Origin of the sequence: Gordonia polyisoprenivorans NBRC 16320 = JCM 10675 (assembly GCF_000241325.1) — a bacterium.
GTDB lineage: Bacteria > Actinomycetota > Actinomycetes > Mycobacteriales > Mycobacteriaceae > Gordonia > Gordonia polyisoprenivorans.
On record NZ_BAEI01000039.1, the window covers coordinates 103,094 to 127,247 of the forward strand.

At 67.4% G+C, this 24,154-nt stretch carries 25 protein-coding genes; 9 read left to right on the forward strand and 16 right to left on the reverse strand.

Features of this window, described 5'->3' with window-relative positions:
* Positions 1 to 4 precede the first annotated feature (4 nt).
* Complete coding sequence (locus GOPIP_RS11270; protein WP_006369777.1) at positions 5 to 1,699, forward strand: AMP-binding protein; 1,695 nt, start codon at positions 5 to 7, stop codon at positions 1,697 to 1,699.
* A gap of 7 nt (positions 1,700 to 1,706) precedes the next feature.
* On the opposite strand, the gene GOPIP_RS11275 is transcribed toward GOPIP_RS11270, so the two are convergent.
* The gene (locus GOPIP_RS11275) at positions 1,707 to 2,999 is read right to left on the reverse strand and encodes an SLC13 family permease (RefSeq protein WP_006369778.1); all 1,293 of its coding nucleotides are present in this window, start codon (positions 2,997 to 2,999) and stop codon (positions 1,707 to 1,709) included.
* Between the two features lie 9 nt (positions 3,000 to 3,008).
* Positions 3,009 to 4,520 carry an MFS transporter gene (locus tag GOPIP_RS11280; protein WP_006369779.1) on the reverse strand — a complete coding sequence of 504 codons (1,512 nt, stop codon included), beginning with the start codon at positions 4,518 to 4,520 and terminating at the stop codon, positions 3,009 to 3,011.
* A 150-nt stretch (positions 4,521 to 4,670) separates the two neighbouring features.
* Here GOPIP_RS11280 and GOPIP_RS11285 point away from each other — a divergent pair, with 150 nt between their 5' ends.
* On the forward strand, positions 4,671 to 4,838 hold the full coding sequence (locus GOPIP_RS11285; RefSeq protein WP_238534764.1) for a hypothetical protein: 168 nt from the start codon (positions 4,671 to 4,673) through the stop codon (positions 4,836 to 4,838).
* 52 nt (positions 4,839 to 4,890) lie between these two features.
* Here the strand turns inward: GOPIP_RS11285 and GOPIP_RS11290 are convergent, their stop codons facing one another.
* From GOPIP_RS11290 to GOPIP_RS11310, 5 genes are all read right to left on the reverse strand, one after another.
* Positions 4,891 to 5,319 (reverse strand): DUF6918 family protein, encoded by a 429-nt coding sequence (locus tag GOPIP_RS11290; RefSeq protein WP_006369781.1) that lies wholly within the window; start codon positions 5,317 to 5,319, stop codon positions 4,891 to 4,893.
* 86 nt (positions 5,320 to 5,405) lie between these two features.
* Complete coding sequence (locus GOPIP_RS11295) at positions 5,406 to 6,374, reverse strand: vWA domain-containing protein (protein ID WP_006369782.1); 969 nt, start codon at positions 6,372 to 6,374, stop codon at positions 5,406 to 5,408.
* Between the two features lie 24 nt (positions 6,375 to 6,398).
* Positions 6,399 to 7,367 carry an AAA family ATPase gene (locus GOPIP_RS11300; protein ID WP_006369783.1) on the reverse strand — a complete coding sequence of 323 codons (969 nt, stop codon included), beginning with the start codon at positions 7,365 to 7,367 and terminating at the stop codon, positions 6,399 to 6,401.
* Positions 7,364 to 8,221: a mycofactocin-coupled SDR family oxidoreductase gene (locus tag GOPIP_RS11305; protein ID WP_006369784.1), complete on the reverse strand. Its 858-nt coding sequence runs from the start codon at positions 8,219 to 8,221 to the stop codon at positions 7,364 to 7,366. Before GOPIP_RS11305 ends, GOPIP_RS11300 begins: the two co-directional genes overlap by 4 nt.
* Before the next feature lie 46 nt (positions 8,222 to 8,267).
* Entirely contained in the window at positions 8,268 to 9,095 is an 828-nt protein-coding gene (locus GOPIP_RS11310) for a mycofactocin-coupled SDR family oxidoreductase (protein WP_006369785.1), read from the reverse strand.
* 129 nt (positions 9,096 to 9,224) lie between these two features.
* On the opposite strand from GOPIP_RS11310, the gene GOPIP_RS11315 reads away from it, so the two are divergent.
* A complete protein-coding gene (locus GOPIP_RS11315) occupies positions 9,225 to 9,845 on the forward strand; it encodes an acyl-CoA-like ligand-binding transcription factor (RefSeq protein WP_006369786.1) in 621 nt (206 codons plus the stop codon).
* A gap of 35 nt (positions 9,846 to 9,880) precedes the next feature.
* Here GOPIP_RS11315 and chsH3 read toward each other — a convergent pair whose 3' ends face one another.
* Genes chsH3 through GOPIP_RS11335 form a run of 4 tightly spaced genes read right to left on the reverse strand, consistent with a single transcriptional unit; the run spans position 9,881 to position 14,788 of the window.
* Complete coding sequence (gene chsH3, locus GOPIP_RS11320) at positions 9,881 to 10,741, reverse strand: enoyl-CoA hydratase ChsH3 (protein ID WP_006369787.1); 861 nt, start codon at positions 10,739 to 10,741, stop codon at positions 9,881 to 9,883.
* A gap of 2 nt (positions 10,742 to 10,743) precedes the next feature.
* The gene (gene kstD, locus GOPIP_RS11325; protein WP_006369788.1) at positions 10,744 to 12,525 is read right to left on the reverse strand and encodes a 3-oxosteroid 1-dehydrogenase; all 1,782 of its coding nucleotides are present in this window, start codon (positions 12,523 to 12,525) and stop codon (positions 10,744 to 10,746) included.
* A 59-nt stretch (positions 12,526 to 12,584) separates the two neighbouring features.
* A complete protein-coding gene (locus tag GOPIP_RS11330; RefSeq protein WP_006369789.1) occupies positions 12,585 to 13,655 on the reverse strand; it encodes an acyl-CoA dehydrogenase family protein in 1,071 nt (356 codons plus the stop codon).
* Positions 13,652 to 14,788 carry an acyl-CoA dehydrogenase family protein gene (locus GOPIP_RS11335; protein WP_006369790.1) on the reverse strand — a complete coding sequence of 379 codons (1,137 nt, stop codon included), beginning with the start codon at positions 14,786 to 14,788 and terminating at the stop codon, positions 13,652 to 13,654. The genes GOPIP_RS11330 and GOPIP_RS11335 overlap by 4 nt, the downstream gene beginning before the upstream one ends.
* A 98-nt stretch (positions 14,789 to 14,886) precedes the next feature.
* On the opposite strand from GOPIP_RS11335, the gene GOPIP_RS11340 reads away from it, so the two are divergent.
* From GOPIP_RS11340 to dmpG, 3 genes are read left to right on the forward strand one after another with little or no spacing between them, the layout of a single operon-like run.
* On the forward strand, positions 14,887 to 15,675 hold the full coding sequence (locus tag GOPIP_RS11340; RefSeq protein ID WP_006369791.1) for a 2-keto-4-pentenoate hydratase: 789 nt from the start codon (positions 14,887 to 14,889) through the stop codon (positions 15,673 to 15,675).
* Positions 15,676 to 15,715: 40 nt separating this feature from the next.
* Positions 15,716 to 16,621, forward strand: coding sequence for an acetaldehyde dehydrogenase (acetylating) (locus tag GOPIP_RS11345; RefSeq protein ID WP_006369792.1), 906 nt, complete (start codon positions 15,716 to 15,718; stop codon positions 16,619 to 16,621).
* Positions 16,618 to 17,694, forward strand: a complete 1,077-nt coding sequence (gene dmpG / locus GOPIP_RS11350; RefSeq protein ID WP_006369793.1) for a 4-hydroxy-2-oxovalerate aldolase — start codon at positions 16,618 to 16,620, stop codon at positions 17,692 to 17,694. Before GOPIP_RS11345 ends, dmpG begins: the two co-directional genes overlap by 4 nt.
* Before the next feature lie 91 nt (positions 17,695 to 17,785).
* Here the strand turns inward: dmpG and GOPIP_RS29875 are convergent, their stop codons facing one another.
* Entirely contained in the window at positions 17,786 to 18,100 is a 315-nt protein-coding gene (locus GOPIP_RS29875) for a hypothetical protein (protein ID WP_006369794.1), read from the reverse strand.
* 52 nt (positions 18,101 to 18,152) lie between these two features.
* Here GOPIP_RS29875 and GOPIP_RS29880 point away from each other — a divergent pair, with 52 nt between their 5' ends.
* Positions 18,153 to 18,452, forward strand: coding sequence for a hypothetical protein (locus tag GOPIP_RS29880; protein ID WP_373278836.1), 300 nt, complete (start codon positions 18,153 to 18,155; stop codon positions 18,450 to 18,452).
* A 399-nt stretch (positions 18,453 to 18,851) separates the two neighbouring features.
* Here the strand turns inward: GOPIP_RS29880 and GOPIP_RS11360 are convergent, their stop codons facing one another.
* Positions 18,852 to 19,655 (reverse strand): VOC family protein, encoded by an 804-nt coding sequence (locus tag GOPIP_RS11360; RefSeq protein ID WP_006369796.1) that lies wholly within the window; start codon positions 19,653 to 19,655, stop codon positions 18,852 to 18,854.
* 85 nt (positions 19,656 to 19,740) lie between these two features.
* Positions 19,741 to 20,652: a LysR family transcriptional regulator gene (locus GOPIP_RS11365; protein WP_006369797.1), complete on the reverse strand. Its 912-nt coding sequence runs from the start codon at positions 20,650 to 20,652 to the stop codon at positions 19,741 to 19,743.
* 99 nt (positions 20,653 to 20,751) lie between these two features.
* Between GOPIP_RS11365 and GOPIP_RS11370 the strand changes: the two genes are divergently transcribed.
* Positions 20,752 to 21,891 (forward strand): TDT family transporter, encoded by a 1,140-nt coding sequence (locus GOPIP_RS11370; RefSeq protein WP_006369798.1) that lies wholly within the window; start codon positions 20,752 to 20,754, stop codon positions 21,889 to 21,891.
* Positions 21,888 to 22,424, forward strand: a complete 537-nt coding sequence (locus GOPIP_RS11375) for a hypothetical protein (RefSeq protein WP_006369799.1) — start codon at positions 21,888 to 21,890, stop codon at positions 22,422 to 22,424. The genes GOPIP_RS11370 and GOPIP_RS11375 overlap by 4 nt, the downstream gene beginning before the upstream one ends.
* On the opposite strand, the gene GOPIP_RS11380 is transcribed toward GOPIP_RS11375, so the two are convergent.
* Both GOPIP_RS11380 and GOPIP_RS11385 read right to left on the reverse strand, forming a co-directional pair.
* Positions 22,378 to 22,740 (reverse strand): hypothetical protein, encoded by a 363-nt coding sequence (locus GOPIP_RS11380; protein ID WP_006369800.1) that lies wholly within the window; start codon positions 22,738 to 22,740, stop codon positions 22,378 to 22,380. The two genes, GOPIP_RS11375 and GOPIP_RS11380, sit on opposite strands and share 47 nt — an antisense overlap.
* A gap of 4 nt (positions 22,741 to 22,744) precedes the next feature.
* Positions 22,745 to 23,959 (reverse strand): 3-ketosteroid-9-alpha-monooxygenase, oxygenase component, encoded by a 1,215-nt coding sequence (locus GOPIP_RS11385; RefSeq protein WP_006369801.1) that lies wholly within the window; start codon positions 23,957 to 23,959, stop codon positions 22,745 to 22,747.
* Positions 23,960 to 24,154 lie beyond the last annotated feature (195 nt).

Below are 24,154 nucleotides of genomic sequence, written 5' to 3' on the forward strand. Positions count from 1 at the left end.
AATCATGACCCCAGACGCCCAAATCCCCGTTTCACAGACCCCCGTTTCGCAGACCCCCTTCAAGTTCAATCTGGCCGACGTGTTCGAGACCGTCGCGGACTCGGTGCCCGAGCGGATCGCCCTGAGTTACGAGGGCCGCCAGATCAGCTACGCCGAACTCGACAGGCTCGCCAACCGGGTGGCACACCTGTTGCGCGACAACGGTATCGGTACGGCAGATCACGTCTCACTGTTCCTGAAGAACAGCGTCGAGCACGTCACCAGCCTGCTCGGGCTGTTGAAGATCCGCGCGGTCCCGGTGAACGTCAATTATCGCTACACCAACTCCGAACTGCGCTACATCTTCGACAACTCCGACTCACGGGGCATCATCGTCGAACTCCCCGAGCATCAACGCAGCGTTGCCGCACTGCTTCCCGAATTGCCGCTGGTTCGCACGGTGTTCGTCGTCGGCGACATCATCGACGAATTGACCACGGCCGCAGCGTCGTTACCCGAAGGGCGCACGGTCTCGATCGTGCCGTTCGACGACGAGGCCGCGGCGTCGGAAGAGCGCGACTTCGAGGCTCGCACCGGTGACGAGCTGTACCTGCTCTACACCGGCGGCACCACCGGATACCCCAAGGGCGTGATGTGGCGTCACGACGACTTCTTCCGCAAGCCCATCTCCGGCGGCAACCCGTACGGCGACGCCCGCAAGGATCTCGCCGAGGTGGGCAGTGCGGTCAAGGAATTCGGCTCCATCGCCTTCAACATCGCGGCTCCGCTCATGCACGGCGCGGCGTCGTACTCGTTGTTCACCTTCCTCACCCTCGGTGGGCGGTTGGTGCTGATGCGCGACTTCGACCCGGCCGCGATCGTGGCGGGCATCGAGGACGAGAAGATCCAGATCATCCTCATCGTCGGTGACGCGATGGGCATGCCGCTCGTCGAGGAGATGGAACGCCGCAAGGACGACGTCGACCTGTCGTCGCTGTTCTCGGTGACCTCCGGCGGCGCGATCTGGTCGCACCACAACCGCGACCGGTTCGCGGCGATCAAACCCGAACTCATCCTGCGCGACAACTTCGGGGCGTCGGAGTCGGGCAATGACGGTGAGATCATGATGGACGACAACGGCAATCTGCGGGTACCGCCGACCGACAAGATGATGGTCGTCGACGAGCGGCTCGACCGGATCGAGCCCGGCTCGGGGGACGTCGGTTACATCGCACGCATCGGCAATGTGCCGCTCGGGTACTACAAGGACGAGGACAAGAGCGCCCGGACGTTCCCGACCCTGCCCGACGGCCGTCGCATCTCGATCCTCGGCGACATGGGCACCGTGGAGGCCGACGGGTCGATCGTCTTCCTCGGCCGGGGTTCGCAGTGCATCAACACCGGTGGAGAGAAGGTGTATGCCGAGGAGGTCGAGGCGGTGTTGCACGCCCATCCCGCGATCGGCGATGCACTCGTGGTCCCGGTGCCCGACGAACGCTACGGTCAGCGGGTGGCCGCGGTCGCCCGCGTCGCCGACGGCGAGGCGGAGCCCACCCTCGCCGAGATCCAGGAGTACTGCCGCGCATCGCTGGCCGGGTACAAGGTTCCGCGCACCATCGTGTTCGTCGACGAGGTCAAGCGCACCCCGGCGGGCAAAGCCGACTACCGCTGGGCCAAGAACACCGCGGCGGCCTCCGAACAGCAGGCTGTGACAGCCTGACCGCGGATCACATCACCTGCAGGCCGACCCAGAGCGCGACGACCGCGGCGACGAGGGTCGGCGGTACGGTGAGCGTGCCCAGCAGCACGTAGCGTCGCGTCGGCGGTGCGATGGTGTGGCGGCGCATCACGTCGCGCCACAACAGGTTTGCCAGCGAACCGAAGTAGGCGAGGTTGGGGCCGATGTTGACGCCGAGCAGCATGGCCAGCGCCAAGCCGTGATCATGGGCGACCATCGGCAGCAGGAGCAACGTCGCCGGGAGATTGTTGAGCACGTTGGCCGCGACCGCCGCGAGTGCGGCGACCGCCAGGAGTGCCCACAGCGAGTTGCCGCCCGGGATGAGATGGGTGATCGCCTCGCCGATCGGTCCGAGCCGGATGGGCAGGATGATGATGCCCAGCGCAGCGACGAACGCGAGGAACGGGATGTTCACCGCGCGCAGCGCACGAACCGCGGTGACCACGGGCGCCTTGCGCATCGGAACGATGAGCATCACCGCCGCCCCGACGCCGGCGATCGCGGCCAGCGGAATTCCCAACGGCTCGGCGACGATGAAGCCGCACAGCAGCAGACCCAGCAGGATCAGGGTGACGACCGGCGCCGGGCGCCGGGTGGTGCTCTCGGGTGTGCCGCTGTGCGGCTGTGCCGGAGTGCGGGTGGTCTGCGGTGCGGTGGTCTGCAGTTCGCCGGCGAAGAAGATCCGGAAGATGACGTATTCGACGACGATCGCGACCACCCACGGGGCCGCCATCAGTCCGGCGAAGGAGAGGAAACCGAGCCCGGTCGCCGAAAAGGCCAGCAGATTGGTCAGATTCGACACCGGCAACAGCGTCGAGGCACTGTTGGCCAGATGTGCGGTCGCCGTACCGACCGGAGTCACCCGGGCGCCGATCCGCCGCGCGGTGGCCACCGCGACCGGGGTCAGCAGCACGATCGTGGTGTCGATCGACAGGACCGCCGTGGTGAGCGCCGCGGCGACGAACACCAGGCCGAGGAGGTGCGTGGGGGATCCGCGACTCCAGTCCGCGAGCAATTGACCCACCCAGGCGAAGACCCCGGTGCGTGCGCACACCTCGGCGACGACCAGCATGGCGGCGAGGAAACCGATTGTCGGCCCGATGAACTCGAGTTCGTCGCACACCTGCGACCACGACACGATACCGAGTAGGGTCACCAGCACCGCGGCCGGAACCGCGACGATCGCCGGTGAAAGGCGTTGTGCGGACACCGCGATCCCGATGACGGCGATCAGGGCGATCACGGCCACGGCGGTGCCCAGTGGGCTGTGGACGTCGAGCACGTCGAGAGCCTACGCAACCACCCGTCGCGGTGCGAGGATCGTGGTCACCGCGGACCCGACCACGAGCACGATGCCCAGCACCAGACACCCCTGGTTCATCGGGACGACGAAGGCATCCTGTGCGCCGTGCAGGACGCGGGCGCCGAGGTCACCGGGGATCAGCGCCGCGACCTCCCGTGCCTCGGCCAGTGAGCGGGTGATGTGGTCGGCGGCAGCGGGCTCGGCACGGACGAGGTCGGCGGTCGGGCCGATGCGGTGTGCGTACCCGGCGGCGAGCAGACTGCCGGCCAGGGCGATGCCGATGGCGGCGCCGATCTCGCGTGCCGTGTCGTTGACCGCGGAGCCGACCCCCTGATTCTCCAGCGGCGTGTTGGACATGATCGCGGTCGTCGACGGGGCGGTCGCCAGACCGATACCGATCGCGCAGATCGCGAGCATCCACGCCATCATCCAGTAGGCGTCGTAGTCGATGACCCCCAACAGGATCAGCCCGATGCCGGCGATGAGCAGCCCACTGCCCAACACGAAGCGCAGTGAGTGAAACCGCACCGCGAGCCAATTGCCCAGCAGCGCAAAGATGCTCACACCCAGGACCATCGGCATGAGGGCGAAGGCCGAGCGCAGCGGCGAGAAGTCGAACACCAGCTGCAGGCGTTGCAGTAGAAGGTAGAAGGCGCCGAAGGAGGCGAAGAACTGCAGCGCCACCGACAACGCACCGGCCCCGAACGCGCGGTTGGTGAACAGCCGGACGTCGAGGAGTTGCCGGGTGCCGCGCAATTCGATCACGCAGAACAGGGCGACGAGGAGTACGCCGCCGATCAGGGTGAGAAGGACCAGCGCATCGTCCCAGCCGCGGTGTGGGGCCTCGAGGAGCCCGAACACGATGCCGGTGACCGCGAGGATCGACACGGCCGATCCGGCGTAGTCGAAGGGTCGTGGATGGGAGTCCTTGGAGGTGCCGATCGTCAGGCACACCAGTGCCGTCAGCACCGCCGACGCGGCGAAGGTGATGAAAATCGAATGCCACGAGAAGAATTCCAGCAGGACGCCGGAGACGAAGAATCCGGCGATCGCGCCCGCGCCGGCGACAGCGGCCCAGATACTGATGCCGATGCTGCGCTTGTCGGCCGGCACACCGGAGGTGATGAGCGACAACGTCGTCGGCATGATGAATGCCGCGCCCACGCCGGCGACGCATCGGGTGATGATCAACTGCGTCGGATCGGTGGCCCAGATCGCGGTCAGCGACCCGACCGCGAAGATGGCCAGACCGACGATCAACATCTCGCGGCGGCCGAAACGGTCGCCGATCGCGCCGGCGGGCAGCAGCAGCGCGGCGAGGGCGAGGGTGTAGCCGTCGGCGATCCAGGTCATCTGGCCGGTGTCGGCGCCGAGGTCGATGGCGATGTCGGCGAGCGCGGTGTTCAGTGCGGCCATGGCGGCGACCACCATGCTGACCGCCGCACACGCGATCGCGATCAGCCACACCGAGCGCAGATCGAGCGCCCTGAACCGATTCATCCGGCCCTCCCTCCCCGAAGTGCTGCAGAAAACGAATCCAAGAGTGTGATCCAGGCGACACGCGGGGCGCAAATCGCGACACCACAGGCAACCTGTGACACATTGATCACTGGAGTAACAAACCCGAGGTTGCAGATCGCCACTGTGGTCGTGTCCTCGGACAACCGAAAGTGGGAGATCATGGCCGCACCGGTCGCCTCTTCACGATCCACCGACACACCGACCGCGCGCCTGCACGTCTGGCGGGTCCTGGTGATGCTGGCGGCGCTCATCGCCGTCGTGTGCGCGCTGGTACTCGTCGTCACCAGCGCCGCCTGAGGGCCGCGACGCCCACCCGGGTGCGACCGGGTGAGCGAGCCGCGGCCGCGGGTCACGCGTGCTTCTCGATCACGTCGCCGACGGCGGGAAGCGCCTCGGACACATAGCCCTTGGCCTTGCCGCGCAGCGTGCCGTAGGCCTTGGCCAGCGGCGCCTTGGCGGATTCCACCTGGGCGTCGGTCACCGCGAGCAGGGCCTCCGACGCGGTGTCGGGGTCACTGGCCAGATGCGCACCGAACGGTGTGCCCGCGGGCTTGGAGTCCCAGAACGGCTGCAGGGCGGCGACGAATTCGGGGAGCATCAGGTTGGTCGCCTTCTTCACGATGTCGGGCTTGACCTTGCCGACGGCACCGTATGCAGCCTTGACGGTCGCACCGCCGAGCCCCTTCTGGGCTGCGACCTGCGAGTCGATCACCCCCACCAGATCGTCGACGACGGCCGGACGGTTCGGACCGAGCAGGGACTGCAGCGAATCGCTCATCAAGATTCTCCTCAAGGGACGGGTTTCGACGAAGGACGGGCGCGGCCGGCGCGACCGGCGCCCCCTGAGCAGAATAGACGGATCGGTCAGTTCTCGAAGATGGTGCGCAGCGCCGGCGCCACGCCGCGATGATCCCGGATCGGCATGGCGCGGCCGCGGCCGAGGAGAGCCAGGTCGGCCGCCAACTCGAGGTCGTGCTCGCCGGAGACGTCGACGAGGACGTCGAGCCGGTTCAATGTTCCCGGGATCTCTCGCGGGTCCGGGCCGGCGTTGTGCACGCAGTCGCTCAGCAGCAGCACGCGGGAGTCCGCTGCGGGTACCCCACGGAGTTGGTCGGCCGCGGTGCTCAACGCGAAGCTCAGATTGGTCAGCCCCTGGGTGGGCAGCGTGAGCAGTGCGTCGATGACCCGGTCGGGGTCGACCGGATCGCCGAGTCGAGAGATCACGGCGGCATCGGACCAGAAGGCGATGACCGACACGGCATCTCGGGAGAGTTCACCGGTGAGCGCGCCGACGGTGGCCGCCGCGGTGCGGACCTGTTCTCCGCGGGCCGATCCGGAGATGTCGACGACGATCACCACCGACCGCCTGCGCCGGATGCGCCGACGCACCGCGATGTCGTCGTCGGTCGGCAGCGGATTCGCCGCGATCGCCTCGAGTGTCACATCGAGATCGATCTCGTCGGAATCGCCACGCCACCGACCGGTCCGCAGGGTTCCCGTGGCCGACCGCGGGGCACGCGGGGATCGGACGACCTCGGTCAATGCGAGCTTCCGGGCGATCTGATGTGCCCGCCGGCGGGCTTCGTCGTCATGTGCGGCCGGGTGGTCAGCAGTGTCGAGTTCGCCTGTCTCCGAGGTCATTCCCGGTTGGGTCGAGCCCGCCGCGCCGGGTGCCCCGGGCGGGCGGCGATCACGTCGTCCGAGGAGAACCCAGCCCGCGCCGCCGGCGCCCGGCACGAGGAGATCGGGCTCGGTGTCGAGGTGCTTCGGCTTACGACGCAGCGGCGCGAGTGTGCGCGGGTCGGTGCGCCGGGCACCGCGGCGGCGGGTCAACGGCGACTCGGCGGCGATCGCTCTTCAACCGGGCTCGGCCGCCGCGGGGTCGAGGACGAAATGGTCCTGCCAGATCTCGGTCAGGACGCCCTCCGGAGTGGTGAAGGCGGTGTCGTCGAGATGGATTCGACCCGACAGCGCCACCATCATCGCATCGAGGACGGTGGCGGTGTAGTCGGTCGGGAGGTCGCGCGGCGGCGGCACGGCGCCGTCGGCGGGCACCGGAACCCCGCGCATCGCGCACAACTGTGCGGTGATGAGCGCGAGGTCGATCGCTCCGCGCACGCTGCTGCCCTGACGGATGTCGTCACGGATCCGGGTGGCCCGGGTCAGTGCCACCGAGTCGTTGACGATCCGATCCGACCCCGATCCGGTTCGGCGCCGGACGATCTCGCGTTCGGCCGCGTCGTCCTGATAGTCCACCACGAGTCGGCACATCCGATCGTGCACCGAGGTCGACAGGCGTGTGGTGCCCACGTTGTCGTACGGGTTCATCGACGCGACGATCCGGAAACTGTCGGCGGCGACGACGGTTCCCACCCGAGGCACGGTGATGACCCGCTCGGCCATCGCGGTCAGCAGTGTGTCGACGGTGTCCTCGGGCGCGCGGTTGAATTCCTCGACGTACAGGAACCCGCCGCTGCGCATCGCCTGCAGCAGAGGCCCGTCGACGAAATTGTCGGGACGGTAGTCCTCCTTGAGGACCCGAGCGGGATTGTGGTGGCCGACAAGGCGACTTGGCGTGAGATCGGCATTGCCCTCCACCAGCACCAGCGGAATGCCCCAGTGCGCGGTGATCGCCCGCAGCAGGGTGCTCTTGGAGGTACCCGGTGGGCCCTCGAGGATCATGTCGCGCCCGGCGGCGACCGCAGCGAGGACGAGATCCAATTCGCGGTCGCGCCCGACGATCTCGGTCGCGATGGCCGAACGGACCGCAGCGACATCGCTGCGGTCCGTGGTCAGGGTGGGTCCCGTCGGGATGGGCCCGCTCACTTCACCGGATCCGGGTTCACGCCGGTCAGCAGCATATGCCCGGCGTCGACCGGAATGGTGACCCCGGTGACGGTGGCCGCGAGATCGGAATTCAGGTACAGCGCCGTGTTCGCGATGACCTCCGGCGGCATGAACGAGGTGCCCTTGAGCGCGTGGAAACTGTAGCCACCCGCGATGAGGTCGTCGGGAGTGCCGCCCTCGTGCCCGGCGAACATGTCCCACGCGCCCTGCTGATTGGTCATGGGCGTCAGGATCGCACCGGGATTGATGGAATTGCAGCGGATTCCGTACGGGGCGAGTTCGAGCGCGATGTTCTTCATCAACCCGATCACGCCGTGTTTGGTCGAGACATAGTGGGCGTAGTTCATGCCCGGTTCGAGTCCGTTCACCGAGGACGTGATGACGATCGAGCCGGACTGACGCTCGATCATGTGCGGCGCCACCGCTTTTGCCGATTTCCAGACCCCGGTCAGGTTGACGTCCATCATGTCCGACCACATCTGTTCGCTCATCTCCCAGAACGGTGCCCGGGTCCAGATGCCGGCATTGGCGATGAGGATGTCGATCTTGCCGAACTCCGCGATGCCCGCGGTGACTGCCGCGTCGAGCTGGTCCTGATCGCGAACATCGGCGTCGAAGGTCAACGCGCGACGGTCGAGTGCCTCAACCTGACGCACCGTCTCGGCCATGTCGTCGGCGGTCGCGAGCGGATAGTCGACCGATCCGAGGGCCTGCGAGGTGATGTCGAGCAGGATCACGTCGGCGCCCTCGCGTGCCGAGGTCACTGCGTGGGCGCGGCCCTGTCCGCGGGCACCGCCGGTGATGAGTGCGGTCTTGCCGTCCAAGAGTCCCATGTCAACTCCTTTGTCGTTGGGTCTGTGTCGTGGGGGATGGAGAGGTTTACAGCGCTCCGCCGGCGTCGATGACCTGTGTGGTTCCGGTGACGTAGCGTCCGGCGTCGGAGACGAGATAGAGGATTGCGTTGGAGATGTCGATGGGTTCGACCATCGACACCGGTAGCCGGTTCATCTGCGAGGCCGCCTCCTCGAAGTCGGCGCGGGTCGGTTCCTCGAGATCCGGTCGGAACAGTTTGTAGGTGGGCTCGTTGAGGATCATGTCGGTCGCGACCGTGGTGGGATGCACGGTGTTCACCCGAATGCTCTGCGGCCCGAGCTCTTTCGCCAGTACGCGCATCAGTCCGATCAGACCGTACTTGGCGGCGGTGTAATGGGCGATGTTCTCATTGGTCGTGATGGCCGCGAGCGAACTGGTCAGGACCACCGCACCGCCGCGCCCACCGGCGACGATGTGCGGCACCGCCGCGCGCACGGTCTTCCACACGCCGGTCAGGTTGATGTCGATCATGGTCTGCCACGTCTGCTCGTCCATCTCGAGGGTGGGGGCCATGGTGGAGATCCCGGCGTTGGCGAGGACGATGTCGAGCCGGCCGAGGGCGGCGACCCCGTCCTGCGCGGCTTTGGTCAGCCCGGCGAGATCCCGCACGTCCACCTCGGAGGCGATGATGCGACGGTCGAGCGCCTCGACCGCACGCACCGTCTCCTCGAGATCGCCGGGACGTGCCGTTGCGTAGGGGACGGTGTCGACCTGTTCGGTGATGTCGACGGCGATGATGTCGGCGCCCTCTTGCGCCAGACGTAGTGCGTGACTACGTCCTTGGCCGCGTGCCGCTCCGGTGATGAAGGCGACCTTGCCTTCGAGTGTGCCCATGATGATGACCTGCTTCCCTCGACGAACTCGTGTGATCCACGTCGCACCCCGAGGATATGTCACACGGTGTCACAACGCCAGAGGGACGAAGGTCCCCACGCTGACATCGGTCGGTGGGACGATGGGCGGATGGCATTCAGCGCAGAGCGGAGCGTCGCGGACGCCTCGGGCGAGGTCGATCGCGGGGGACGGCCTGCCAGCACGAGCGCCCACGAACTCGCGGCGGCCGCACAACGCTTGTTTCTCCGCGACGGATTCGACGAGACGAGCGTCGAGGACATCGCTGCCGCGGTCGGCGTCAGCCGACGCACCTTCTTCCGGTACTTCCCGACCAAGGCCGACGTGGTGTGGGTCGAATCCGACACGGAACTCGACGAATTCCGTCGTCTGCTCGCGGCGTCGGATTCGGAGACCGACCCGATCGAGATCGTGGTCGAGGCGTTCATCTCGGTCGTCGATCACGGGCGTCATGAGGACGAATGGGCCCGCGGGCGAGCACAATTGATCCTCGAGGTGCCCGCCGTGCAGGCTCGCGCCAGCGAGGTCTATCGCCAGTGGCGCGCGGTGATCGCCGAGTTCGTCGGCGACCGGAGCGACATGCCGGCGACCGCGATCTATCCGACCGCGGTCGCGCACGCCATGATGGCGGCGTCGGCCGCCGGGCACGAGCAGTGGATCGCGAATCCGGGTCGTGGTCTCCGGGCGAGCCTGGCCCCGATGTTCGCGCTGATGGTGCCTCGACGGGCCTGACCGGGCGGGCCCGTCGAGGCACCGCGGCAGTGCCGTCAGCGCTTCTCGATGACCACGTTCTTCAGCGCGGGTGCGCCGTCGCGGTCGGCGACGCTCGCCGCGATCAGCAACGACCGGCCTTCGTCCCACACGTCGATGTCGATGGTCTCGCCCGGGAACACCACGCCGGCGAAGGTGGCCGAGTAGTCGGCCACAGCGGTCACGTCGCCGGCGAGGAGTGCGTCGACGACGGCTCGGCACACCGTCCCGTACGTGCAGAGTCCGTGCAGGATCGGGCGGGGAAATCCTGCACGAGAAGCGAATTCGGGGTCGGAGTGCAGCGGGTTGCGGTCACCACACAGCCGATAGAGCAGCGCCTGGTTGGGCAGTGTCGGTACCGACAGGCGCTGGTCGGGCGCCCGATCGGGGTAGTCGAGCTTGGCGGAGTTGCCGCGGTCGCCGCCGAAACCGCCCTCGCCCTTGGCGAAGATGGACGAGCGCGCCGTCCACAGCGGTGTGCCGGCGCCGTCGACGGTGACCGATTCCTGGATGATCACCGCCGCCGATCCCTTGTCCTGGATCTCGGCGATCGTGGTCCGGGTGGTGGCCTTTCCCGACGCGGGGATCGGGCGGTGCGCTGTGACCTGCTGGCTGCCGTGGACCACCTTGGCCAGGTCGATGTCGACACCCGGGAAGGACACCTTCGGTGCCTCGGTGGCATGGAAGGACGCCGCCACGGTCGCGAAGGAGGGCAACACCTTCGGGGCGACGTCGTCGACGTAGGTCAGACCCGCGCGGTCCATCGGGTCGGCGGCCGCACCGACGGCCAGGTGATAGAGCGCGACGTCGGAGGCCGACCATTCGAAGCCGACCTCGGGTAGCTCGGCGCCCAGTGCCACGGACAGGTCGATCGGCATGGTCAGTTCTCCTCGCCGGCGGACGCCGATGTCGTTGTGGTATCCGGGATTCGGACCCCGGGGTGTTCGGCGCAGTCGAGCGCGGCCAGGTAGCCGAAGACCATCGCGGGTCCGATGGTGGCGCCCGGTCCGGCGTAGGTGTGGCCCATCACCGGCGCCGAGGTGTTACCGGCCGCGTAGAGCCCCTCGATGACCGATCCGTCGGCGCGCAACGCCCGGGCGTGCGCGTCGGTGTCGATGCCGCCCTTGGTGCCGAGATCACCGGGCACCATCTTCACCGCGTAGAACGGCGCCTTGTCGACCACTCCGAGACTCGGATTGGGCTTGTTGGTGATGTCGCCGTAGTAGTGGTCGTAGCCGCTGCGCCCGCGCCCGAAGTCCTCGTCGGTGCCGCTGCGCGCGAAGCCGTTGAACCGATCGGTGGTGGCGCGCAACGCCTCCGCGGGAACCCCGATCTTCTCGGCCAGGGCCTCGACGGAGTCGGCCTTGACGACCACTCCGGACTCGAACCACTTCTTCGGAAGCGGCTGGCGCGCATTGATGCCGGCGAACAGGTAGCGGTTGCGGCAACGTTGGTCGAAGATGAGCCACGACGGGACGTTCTCGCCGGGGCCCTCGCCCTGTCCGAAGTCGCCGCCGTACATCTGGTGCACCGCTTCGACATACGGCAGCGACTCGTTCATGAAGCGTTGTCCGCGTTCGTTGATCATGAAGGTGCCGGGAACGGCGCGCTCGGACAGCGCGAACCACGGCCCGCGCGGCAACGGGATGGTCGGACCCCACCACGAGTCGTCCATCAGCGACACCGCGGCGCCGATCTTGAGGCCCGCGTTGATACCGTCGCCGGTGTTGGTCGGTGCGCCGGTCGTCCACTCCGACCCGATGGGTTCGCGCTGGTACTTCTTGCGCATCTCGGCGTTGTGCTCGAAGCCGCCGCACGCGAGGACGACACCGCGCTGCGCGTGCAGCCGGATACGCGTGCCCTCGTGCTCGGCGATCACCCCGACCACCCGATCATTCTCGGTGATCAGGTCGACCAGACCCGTCGACAGGCGCAGCGGCACACCGGCTCTGCGGACCCCGAGCAGCAGCTCGGCGGCCAGCGCGGCGCCCATCGCGATGAGCTTCTTGCCCCGGCTGCGGGCCCAGAAGAAACGGGCGCCGACCTTGCCCATCCGCACCGGCCCGCGCCAGTGCCGCAGACCCGTGTTGAGCCAGCGGTAATCCGATTGCAGCACAACCATGTTGAGCGGCGCCTTGGTGTACTGCGGATGCAGGGTCGACAGGTCATCGCCGAGCGCCCGGGCGTCGAAGGGCCGCGGTTCGACGCTGCGTCCGCCGAGGCGCCCGCCGGGGGCCTCGGGGTAGTAGTCGGAGTAGTTCTTCACCCACTCGAGATCGAGGGGAGCGTGGGCCATCAGGAATTCCAACGCCTCGGGTCCGCGATCGATGTAGGCATCGATTTTCTCCGCGGGCGCGTGCTCACCGATGATCGCGTGGACGTACTGCCGGGCCGACTCCTGGTCGTCACGCACCCCGTCGCGCTTCAGCACCGGATTGCCCGGAATCCAGACGCCGCCGCCGGAGCGCGACGTGGAGCCACCCCAGTACGCCGACTTCTCGATGATCACCGTCCGCAAGCCCTGCGCGGCCGCGGTGATGGCGGCGCTCAAGCCCGCGGCACCGGCGCCGACGACGACGACGTCGTAGGTCTCGTCCGCCTCCGGACGGCCTGCCGGGGGAGTGGATGCCTGCTGTCCTGCTGGTTCGGTCGCGCCGGCCATGAATCGGGTCCCTTCGTGCGCCGCGGGTGGAACGTGTTCTCATCTAAAAGTAGAACACGTTACAGATTCGCGGCGCCAGGGGTCGCACTCGGCGGGGCGTGATCGGCGTCGACGACGAGATCCCACGGGTCGATCCCGTCGTCCAACGCACGTCCGGCAAGCACCCGTGACCAGTACTTCTCGTCGCCGTGTCGGTCCCGCCAGGCCAGCAGCGCCATGGTGAATCGGCCGAGATGATGTTCGGAGGTGAATCCGATCGCGCCGTGGATCTGATGCGCCCCGGCGGCCACCTCCCGCGCGGTCGACGAGGCGACGACCTTGGCCGCGGCGATCGTGCCGCCGTGATCGGGGTTCTCGGCCATCTCGACGGCGTGCTCCACCGCGGCACGGGTTTGTGCGGTCAGCGCCGCCATCGACGCCAGACGTTGCTGGATGGCCTGGAACTTGGACAGCGGTCGACCGAACTGGGTGCGTTGCGACGCGTGGCGCACCGTGGTCTCGACGATGGTGTCCGCGCAGGCGGACATGGCCACCGCATAGGCCAGCGCGCCACGCAGGCGCAGTTCCGCCGAGTCGACCGGAGAGTCCGTGAGCTGTTCGACGACCACGGCGTCGAGAGCCACGTCGTCGACGGACGCCCCGAGCAGATCGGTGCCGTGGTAGAGCGTCAGGCCGGGTGCGGTTCGGGAGACCAGCGCCACCGAGGACGCGAAGTGAACCACGAGGACGTCGGCGTCGCAGGCGTGTACGACGCCGGGCAGCAACCCGTCGAGCACCCATCCCTCGTCGGTGGAGCGCACGGTGGCGCCCTCTCCGCCCAGGGCGAGTGTCGCGGTGCGCCCGCCGAGGTCGAGCCCCGAGCGTGCGGCCAACCAGGCGGCGAGGACGGTGTGCTCGATGAGTGGGGTGAGTGCGCCGCTCGCCGCTGCCGCCGACACCACGGTCAGTGCATCGGTGAACTCGCCACCGGTGCCCCCGAGATCCTCGTCGATACCGACGCCGGTGAACCCCGCATCGGTCAGCGCCGCCCAGACCCCGGTGTCGATCGTGGTGGCCGGTGTCGTGGTGTCTGGGCCGACGCGCTCGATCACCGCGGTCACCGCCGCATGCAGCTCGGCGTCCCCGATCACCGCAATCCCATTCCTCTGGCCACGATTCCACGCAGGATCTCGTTGGTACCGCCGCGAAGTGTGAAGGCGGGAGTGTGGCGCATCGCGGTCGCCAGCAGGGTGGCGAAGGGGTTCGCATCGCTGACCCGCGCCACGGTGTCCGACGAGGATCGGATGGCCTCGACGACGTCACCCTCGAACTGCGAGCCGATGTCCTTGACCATCGCGGCCAGCACATCGGGTGCGCCGCCCTCGGCGAGTTCGGCGGCCACCTGCAACGACATCCGGCGCAACGCCCACGCACGGGCGGTCAGCGTTCCCAGGGTGATCCGCTGCTCGTCGGACGCTCCGACTCTGCGCAACTCGTCGGCCCACGCCCGCAGCAGCGGCATCGTCGACAGGTATCGTTCCGGGCCGGAGCGTTCAAAAGCCAACTCGCTCATCACTTGTTTCCATCCCGCGCCGCGTTCGCCGAGTAGTGCCCCGGTGCCGACGTTCGCGTCGTGGAAGATCACCTCGTTGAAGTGGGCGCCGCCGTCGATGCTGCGCAAGGGGCGGATCTCGATGTCGGGGTGGGGAAGATCGACGATCAGCTGGGACAGTCCGGACTGGCGGTCGGCGGGTGTGCCGTCGGTGCGGGCCAACAACACCATCGCGTGCGCGACGTGGGCGCCGGTGGTCCACACCTTGGTGCCGCTGATCCGCCACGACCCGTCGTCGGTGCGCACCGCGCGGGTCCGTACCGAGGCGAGGTCGGAGCCTGCGTCGGGCTCACTCATGCCGATCGCGAAATAAGTTGTACCCGAGCATATTCCGGGAAGATAGCGTTGCCGCTGGCGTTCGGTGCCGTGGGCGAGGATGCCCGGCGCCATCTGCCGGTCGGCGATCCAGTGCGCCGCGACCGGAGCCCCGGCGGCGAGGAGTTCTTCGGTGATGACGAATCGTTCGACCGCGCTGCGGCCGCGGCCACCGTACCGCTCGGGCATCGTCATGCCCAGCCAGCCGTGCCGGCCGAGGCGTGCACTGAACGCCGGGTCGAATCCGCTCATCCAGCTGTCGCAGGCCGGGACGAAGGTGCCGGCATCGAGTTCGGCGGTCAGGAACTCACGCACCTCGTGGCGCAGCGTGTCGATACTCGGCTGGTCGGTGCCCACGGTCGAACGGTAGCACCGGACCGGACCGAGGAGTCCTCCCGGAAACCTGGAACATGTTCTAAACTAGAACACGTTCATTCCACGGAAGTGAGGCTCTCATGGCGGTTGACCAGGCAATCCGCGAGCGGATCGCCGCTGATCTGTGGACCGCGGAGCGGACCGCGACGGCGATCGGCCGACCCACCGATGCCCACCCGGAACTCGATGTCGTCGACGCCTACGAGATCCAGCTGATCAACATCCGCAAGCGCCTCGACGCCGGTGCGAAGGTCGCCGGGCACAAGGTCGGGCTGGCATCGGAGGCCATGCAGAAGATGATGAACGTCGACGAGCCCGACTACGGGCATCTGCTCGACGAGATGCAGTACCACGAAGCCACCCCGATCGACACCGCGACGCTGTGTTTCCCGCGGGTGGAGGTGGAGGTGGGGTTCATCCTGGGCAAGGATCTGCCCGGTGCGGGATGCACCAACGACGACGTGATCGATGCCGTCGAGTGGGTGGTGCCGTCGATCGAGCTGATCGATTCGCGGATCACCGATTGGCAGATCACGTTGTGCGACACCATCGCCGACAACGCATCGTCGTGCGGCTGGATTCTCGGCACCGAACGGGTGGCGATCACCGACATCGACACCGGTGACATCGACGCGGTCTTGCACCGCAACGGCGAGGTCGTCGCGAAGGGCAATTCGTCTGCGGTGCTGGGCCATCCGTTGAACGCGGTGAGCTGGCTGGCGCGCAAGGTGGAGTCCTTCGGGGTGCGACTACGCAAGGGGGATGTGATCCTGCCGGGCACCGCGACACGGGCGTTCGACGTCGGACCGGGTGATCACGTCGTCGCCGAGTTCGCCGGACTCGGCAGCGTCACCCTCGATTTCACCTGACCAACAACAATTTTCGACAACACTCTCAGAGGAGGCGCAGGTGGCAGCCAAGCTGACCGCGGCGATCATCGGGTCGGGCAACATCGGTACCGACCTGATGTACAAGCTGGAACGATCCGAGGTGATCGCTCCCCGATGGATGGTCGGGATCGATGCCGACTCGGAGGGCATGAAGCGGGCCGCCGACCACGGGCTCATCACGATGAGCGGCGGCGCCGACGAGTTGCTCTCGTCGTCGGAGAAACCGGACCTGATCTTCGAGGCGACGTCGGCCTATGTGCACCGCGAATACGCGCCGCGATACGAGCAAGCGGGTATCACCGCGGTCGACCTGACGCCGGCGGCGGTGGGCCCGGCAGTGGTGCCGCCGGCCAATCTGCGCGAGCACCTCGACGCACCGAACACCAACATGATCACCTGCGGTGGGCAGGCGACGATCCCGATGGTCCACGCGGTGTCCTCGGTGGTGCCGGTGCCCTACGCCGAGATCGTCGCATCGGTCGCATCGGTGTCGGCAGGTCCGGGGACGCGGGCCAACATCGACGAGTTCACCCGGACCACATCGAAGGGAATCGAGACGATCGGCGGTGCCGCGCGCGGCAAGGCGATCATCATCCTCAATCCGGCCGATCCGCCGATGATCATGCGCGACACCATCTTCTGCGCCATCCCCGATGACGCCGACACCGATGCCATCGCCGAGTCGATCCACAAGCGGGAGAAAGAGATCCAGGCCTACGTGCCCGGCTATCGACTACTGCAGGACCCGCAGTTCGATCCGCCGAGTGTGCTCAACGGCGGCCACGCCCGCGTCTCGATCTTCGTCGAGGTCGAGGGTGCCGGGGACTTCTTGCCGCCGTACGCCGGCAACCTCGACATCATGACCGCCGCAGCCACCAAGGTCGGCGAGGAAATCGCGAAGCAGAAGTTGGGGGTTTCGGCATGAGCACACCGACGATGGACCTGATGGCCAACGCCCGCAAGTACTCCGCGGATCTCGACATCCGGATCACCGACTCGTCGCTGCGCGACGGAAGTCATCACAAGCGTCACCAGTTCACCACCGACGAGGTACAGGCGATCGTCGGTGCCCTCGACGACGCGGGTGTGCCGGTCATCGAGGTCACCCACGGTGACGGTCTCGGCGGATCGTCGTTCAATTACGGCTTCTCCAAAACACCTGAACAGCAGCTGATCTCCGCGGCCGCCGAGACGGCCAAGCGGGCGAAGATCGCGTTCCTGATGTTGCCGGGTCTCGGTACCAAGGACGACATCCGCGCCGCGCAGGACAACGGTGGCCAGATCTGCCGCATCGCCACGCACTGCACCGAGGCCGACGTGTCGATCCAGCACTTCGGACTGGCCCGCGAACTCGGGCTCGAGACCGTCGGCTTCCTGATGATGAGTCACAGTCAGCCACCGGAAGTGCTTGCCGCCCAGGCGCGGATCATGGCCGACGCGGGCTGTCAGTGCGTCTACGTCGTCGACTCGGCGGGCGCGCTGGTGCTCGAGGATGTCACCGTCCGGGTGCAGGCGCTCGTCGCCGAACTCGGCGACGACGCGCAGGTCGGTTTCCACGGGCACGAGAATCTCGATATCGCCGTGGCCAATTCGATCAACGCGGTGCGCGCCGGAGCCCAGCAGATCGACGGGTCCATCCGGCGCTTCGGAGCCGGCGCCGGGAACACGCCCACCGAGGCGTTCGTCGGGGTGTGCGACAAACTCGGCATCACCACCGGCGTGGACTTCATGAAGATCGCCGACGCGGCGCAGGACGTGGTGCGCCCGGCGATGCCCTCGGAGTGCCTGGTCGACCGATCGGCGATGATGATGGGCTACGCGGGCTGCTACAGCTCGTTTCTCAAGCACGCCGAGGGCCACGCCGAACGCTACGGCGTCTCCGCTGCGGAGATCCTCATCGAGGCCGGCAACCGCAAACTCGTCGGCGGCCAGGAAGACCAACTCATCGACATCGCCCTCGAGCTCAAGAAGAAGGCCGACGCCAACGCCGGTGTGTAGCGGGCTTGCGAAGTCAACATCGAAACGCGGCCTGAACTCGTAGACGCGGTCTTTGCACGGACCGCGTCCACGAGTTCGCACGGCATGTACTTCACGCTGCCATCAAGGCGAAGTGGGTCAGCCACCGACGGATGCGGGTGACGACGGTCCCGGCTTCGAGGTCGGCCCACACCCAGCGGATGACCATGATGCCTTGGGCGCGTAAGCGGTCTTCGCGAATCTTTTCGCGGGTGACGGCGTCGGCCGCATCCTCTCCTGGCCGTAAGTGCTTCTGATACTTGACTTTTCCGTCGAACTCGCCGACGAGGACTCCACTCCAATCGAAGTCGGTCCGGGCGATCTCGTTGCCCTCCGCGTCGTAGAAGCGGTGCTGGAGCCGTGCCGAGGGAATGCCGGCTTCGATCATCTGTGCTCGGCTCCTCCGACTCGCCGGGGCTTTCAGCGTTGCCGTCGGCGTGATGCAGAGCGCGCCGCGCGACGCCGACCCCACGTCGAACCCCGCGCAGCAACGACTCCATCGTCGCCCGATCGGCGCCGGCACGCAGCGCCGCGTCGAAGACTGCAAGTGCCCCGGCGAATCCCGCCGTGGTGGTGCACGCCACGTCGACGGCCACGTACTCAATACCTGGAACGATGACGCCGTCGATCTCGATGAGGTGGTCGGGAGGAACGATGCCGACGTGGTTGTGTCGCGTCGCTGTTCGTCCGCCACCGCGAGCGCGGCCGGTGGTCGTGTGGATGCGGCGGAAGTTGGGTGAGAGCATCGGCAGCCGGTGCAGTGCGGCAGCGGATTGGTGGCTGGGTACCGACTCGTCAAATCGTCCAAGGCGGCTGGTGGCGATGACGGCCAAGCGATGGATTTCGGCGCGTTCACGGTGCTGCGCGGGGATGTAGGCGCCTCTTACCAGTTGGGTGATTTCGCCGTGGCTGCGTGCTCTGGCGAGATCGGTGTCGGTGAAACCGGCCGTAAGGCAGGCGTGTCGGTAGATGATGTCATGTTCGTCTGTGGGAAAGCGTGTCATGCAGGGTTGGACGCACGAGGGGACGGATCGGCTCCATCGACACCAAGACGCGGCCTGAACTCGTAGACGCGGTCTTTGCACGGGCCGCGTTCACGAGTTCATGCCGCGCCGGGCAGGCGCCGCCCGATCCGTCGCCTACATCCCGGCCGGCGGGTGGCCGAGGCAGATCATCGCGCCGAACGGGTCCTTGATGACGGCGAGGGTGCCGTACGGGGTGTCCTCGCCGGGCATGACGATCTCACCGCCGAGACCGGCGGCCTGTGCGACGGTCGCGGCGACGTCGTCGACGCAGATGTAGATCTGCCAGAACGACGGGGCGTCGCCGAACAGTCCGGTGGCGTCCATGACGCCGGCGTACGCGGTCTCCCCGAAGAACAGCTGCGAGTAGCGCAGCGGCCCGCCGGGGGCGACCTCCTGACCGGTGTTGTCGATGACGGTGTCGGCGCGGGCGCCAACGGTCTCGGTGTAGAACGCGAGTGAGGCCGGGTAGTCGCGGGTGGCGAGTTCGAACCAGTAGGGCGCTCCGTGCACACCCCACTCGGTGAAACCATGATGCTGGTTGGGCTTCCAGAACCCGATGACGGCTCCGGCGTTGTCGACGGTGACCATCATGGTGCCCTCCTCGCCGACTGCCATGGGCGGCACCATGATCGAACCACCCGCGGCTTCGACGTTCTTGACGGTGGTCTCCGGGTCATCGGTACGCAGGTAGAGCGACCAGATGTCGGACGGGCCACCACCTTCGGCCATGTACGGACTGAGCCCGGCGACGCGTTTGCCGTGCAGGGTGAAGTTCTGATAGCCGCCGAACTCCTCGCGTGGTGGACCTTCGACCTCCCAGCCGAAGAGGGCCTGGTAGAACTCGGCGGCCTTCGCCGGCTCGCTGCTCATCAGGTCGAACCAGATCGGTGCGCCCACGGGGGCGGAATATGCGGTCATGGTGAACTCCTGTTTCCGATGACGATTGGTGACAGACGATTGGTGCCAGAGGTGAGACCTCCATCCTCGTCGAAACTCATCGGTGTCACGGCCGACCTGCCGATCTCGTGACGTGCGTGAGGAAGTCGCGTGCCGCACCGGCGCGCGGTTCGTCGCCACCGATCCACACCGCCCGCAGGGCGCGGCGCAGATCGAGCCCGGACACCGGCACGGCGGTGAGCCGACGACCGAGGTCGTCACGTACCGACAGATCGGACACGACCGCCGGTCCGGCGCCGGCGATGACCGCCGAGCGTACTGCCGCGGTCGTCGACAACTCGAGCACCGGTTGTGCCCGGGACATGTCGGGGTCGTGGGCCGCGGCCAGCATGGTGTCCAGGAAGAGTCTTGTCCCGGAACCGGATTCGCGGGTCACCAGCGGGGTGCGGGCCAACTCGTCGGCGCTCACCGCCGTGCGCCGACGAGTCCACGGATGCCCGGGCGGTACGACGAGCACCAGGGTGTCGTGGGCCACGACGCGACTGCGTACCCCGGGGGCCACCTGCGGGCCCTCGACGAAGCCGAGTTCGACGTCGCCGGACCGGACCAGCTCGCAGGCGTGCTCGGAGTTCGTCGCGGTGAACGACACCTTGGGTGCGTGCTCGACGCTCTGCCCGAACGACACCAACCATTGCGGAAGGAGATGTTCGGCAACTGTCAGACTGGCGGCCAGCCGCAGCTCGTCGCGTCGTTCGCGACGTAGCGCGGCGAGCCCGGCGTCGAACTCCGAGGCCAGGCCGAGAAGCCGATCAGCCCACTCCGACACCAGGATTCCGGCCTCGGTGGGTGCGGTGCCGGTAGGGGAGCGGGTCAGCAGCGAGACCCCGAGCGTGGCCTCCAGTGCCCGCATCCGTGCCGACACGGCCTGCTGGGTGATCCCCAACTCGCCTGCGGCGGCGTTGAGGCTGCCGGTGGTGACCACTGCGAGCAGTGTCTCCACCGAGGGTAGGTCGGGCATGCGCGGACTCAACACCCTCCCAGGTTACAACCATCCGTTGTAACTCTTGCAGGGAATCGCCCTCTACCTGCCGCGACGTCGATCGGCGAGCGTAGGTGCATGACGTTGCGCGAACCACCGGTCCGGACCCACTTCGCCCATGTGCCGCCGAACTGGTTCGCGACGGTGATGGGCACCGGCATCCTCGCCGTCGCCGCGCACGGGCTCGGCCACGGCACACTGCTGACCGCGCTGTCGATCGTGTTCTGGTTGCTCGCGTGCCTCGTCTACCTCGGGGTGATCGCCGCGACCGTCATGCACTGGCGTCGCCACCGCGACGCCGCACGCGCCCACCTGCGGCATCCGGTGATCGCGCACTTCTACGGCGCGGTGCCGATGGCGACGCTGACCGTCGGCACGTCGACCCTGGTGGCCGGCGTCCACGTGATCGGGCCGAGCGCCGCGCTCGTCATCGACGTCGTGTGCTTCACCCTCGGCACGCTCGGCGGAGTCGCGACGGCACTGTTGATTCCGGCCCGCCACCTCCTCGGCCGAGCGGGGGACCCCGAAGGGCCGAACCGGCCGGAATCGAACCGGCCGGAACCGTTCGGGGGTTGGCTGATGTCGGTGGTCCCGCCGATGGTGTCGGCATCGGCGGCCGCGGTGCTCGCCGGGGCGTTCGACGAGCCCGGTGCACGCCGCGCGCTGCTGGTCATCGGGGTCGCGGCCTTCGTGTTCTCGCTGGTCCTCGCCGCGCCGATCGTGGTCTCGGTGATCGGTTCCCTGGTGACGCGCGGAACGGGGCCCACCGGCCTGGCACCGACATGGTGGATCGTCCTCGGACCGCTCGGACAATCGGTGACCGCGGCGTGCCTGCTCGCCCACGTTGCCACCGGGGTGACCGGAGCGGCTACCGCCGGCGTCCTCGGCGCCCTCGCCCACGACTACGCGCTCGCGGTGTGGGCCGCGGCGGTGATCTGGATCGTCGTCGCCACCGCCATCACCGCGCGGTCGGTACGCCGCGGACTGCCGTTCGGCCTGACCTGGTGGTCGTTCACCTTCCCGCTGGGCACCTTCGTGACCGGGTCGTCGGCATTGGCGGCGACCACCGGGCACACGATGTTCGCGGTGATCGCAGGCGCAGGATTCGTTGCCCTGTTCCTGGCCTGGGGGATCGTCGCGGCCCGGACCGTCGCCGGGATCGTCGACGGTGCGTTGCTCGCCGCCCCCGCAGGAGCGCGTGGCACGCTGGGACGGTGAGCCTCGAGAGAATTCGGCCGTTCCTGTGGCCGGCGTTGGTGGTCGTGGGTCTGGCGATCGTGGGCTGCGCGCAAGCGAGCTGGGGTGCCTCCGATCAGGGGGCGCAACTTCAGGTGAGCGGGCTCGGAGGGGTCAGCGCCAGAGCGGCCGCGACCGCCGACGTCGAGGCGGCCTTCTCCGCCCACACCGAACGGCCGGCGTTGCTCACTCTTGTGTTCGGCATCGTCATCGCCCTGGCGGCGCTGCTGGGTTGGTGGAAGCCGTTTCGCCGCAACACCATCGGCGTACTCGCCGTGTCGGCGGTGATCGTGGCGGCGGGGGTGGCGACGATCGTCGTGGCCGCGATGGTGATCGCCGACCCGGCGGGGCACCTGTTCGACGCCGCGGTCAACGATGCCATCGACGCGCCGGGCCCGCTGTTGTCGCCGGCGTGGGGCGTGATCGCCACCCTGATCCTCGCGGTGCTGAGCGTGGTGCTCGCACCGCTCACCAGTATCCGTCGGGGTCTGATTCGGGAGACTGCGCCGGGATGATCCCCTCGGCGACACCGTGATCGATACTCGCCGAGAGTCGCGGACACGTCCGCATCATCGCCGGGTTGCCGCCGATCCGCCGGATCTCCTCGAGTTCGTCGCAGCGCGCCCGGGCGCTGGGGTTCCACTGCACGCTGGTGTGGTGCGGACTGGTCTTCTTGACCATCACACAGGCGTGGCAGGACCGGCATTCGATCTCCGTCATACCGCCGCGCAGATAGTGGTCGCGGTCGCGGGCGGTGGCCTCGTGAACCCGGGCGAGGAGTTGCGGGTCGTCGGTGTGGTCGGGAGCCTTTGCCCAGCCCGCGCGGGTCATCGGTTCAGACCCGCGACTCAGTCGTCTCGGCGGACGAGTCGGCCTGTTGCGCCTCGAGTTCCTCGCGGCGCCGAATGTTCTCCTGCACTTCGATGTTCCAGCTCTCGACGGCCTTGGTGGTGTCGATCTCGTACTCGAAGCGCTGGGTCATCTCGTCGGTGACATCGGCCTTGTCGACGTAGAACTGCTCGTACCAGCGACGCAGCTGATAGACCGGTCCGTCCTCCTCGACGAGGAGTGGATTGTCGATGCGCGTCTTGTGCTTCCAGATCTCGACGTCCTGCAGGAAACCGACCTCGATGCCCGCGGTGATCTTCTGGGCCATCTTGTCGGCCTGCTCCGGTGAGAGGCCCTCGGGGATCTTGGCCATCACGCCATACATGAGGACGAACGAATTGGCGTCGATGGGGTAGTGGCAGTTGGTGAGGATGGTCTCGATGGCGTAGCCGCCGTAGTACTGCACCATCGGATTCAGCATGTACGAGGGCCCGTAATAGGCCGCGATCGACTCCAGGCGGGTGTCGCCGTAGGCGGTGCCCAACGAGATGTCGGGGCGCCCATGGGAATTCATGTATTGCGCCGCGGTCTCACCCTCGAAGACGTTCTTGAAGTAGTCTGGGAGTGCGAAGTGCACGTAGAAGAAGTGCGCCATGTCGACGACGTTGTCGATGATCTCGCGGCAGTTGGAACCCTCGATGACGATCCGATTCCACGTCCACGCGGTCCACTCGTCGCTGTCGACCTCCGACAGCTCCGGGATGATGATTTCCTCCGGGGGAGGATTGCCTTCCGGGTCGTTGTAGACGAACACCTGCCCGTTGCGAACCATGGTCGGCCACGCCCGGGTCTTGGCGAGCTTCGGGTTGCGCTTGGCATAGGGAACACCGGCGCAGCGTCCGTTGCCCTTCCACAGCCAGCCGTGGAACGGGCAGGCGACGTTGTCACCCTTGACGCTGCCCTGTGACAGATCGCCACCCATGTGTCGGCAGTAGGCGTCGAGCACCTGGATCTGTCCCGACGTGTCGGTCCAGACGACGAGCTTGGTGCCGAAGATCTGCACCGAGTGCGGCTTGCCGTCGGCGAACTCGCCCACCAGGCCCAGGCAGTGCCATCCGCGGGCGAAGCGGGTCGGTGGGGTGCCGGTGTCGATCTCCCGCACGCCCGAATCGGCCGCGTCGGCGGCCGAGGTTGCGGTCGGGGTGCCTGTGCTCACAGCCATTCGGATCTCTCCCATCGTGGCGCTGCATGCGAATCGCGTACAGCCGATATTAGAACATGTTACAAAAATAGCAGCGGACCGCGGCCGACGAACCCGGATACGGGCAGGAAATGGGCACAAAGTCCCAGTACTCGACATAAATGAGAACGTGTTCTAGTCTTGGAATCGGTACGCGTCACGCCGGTGCTGGTTGGG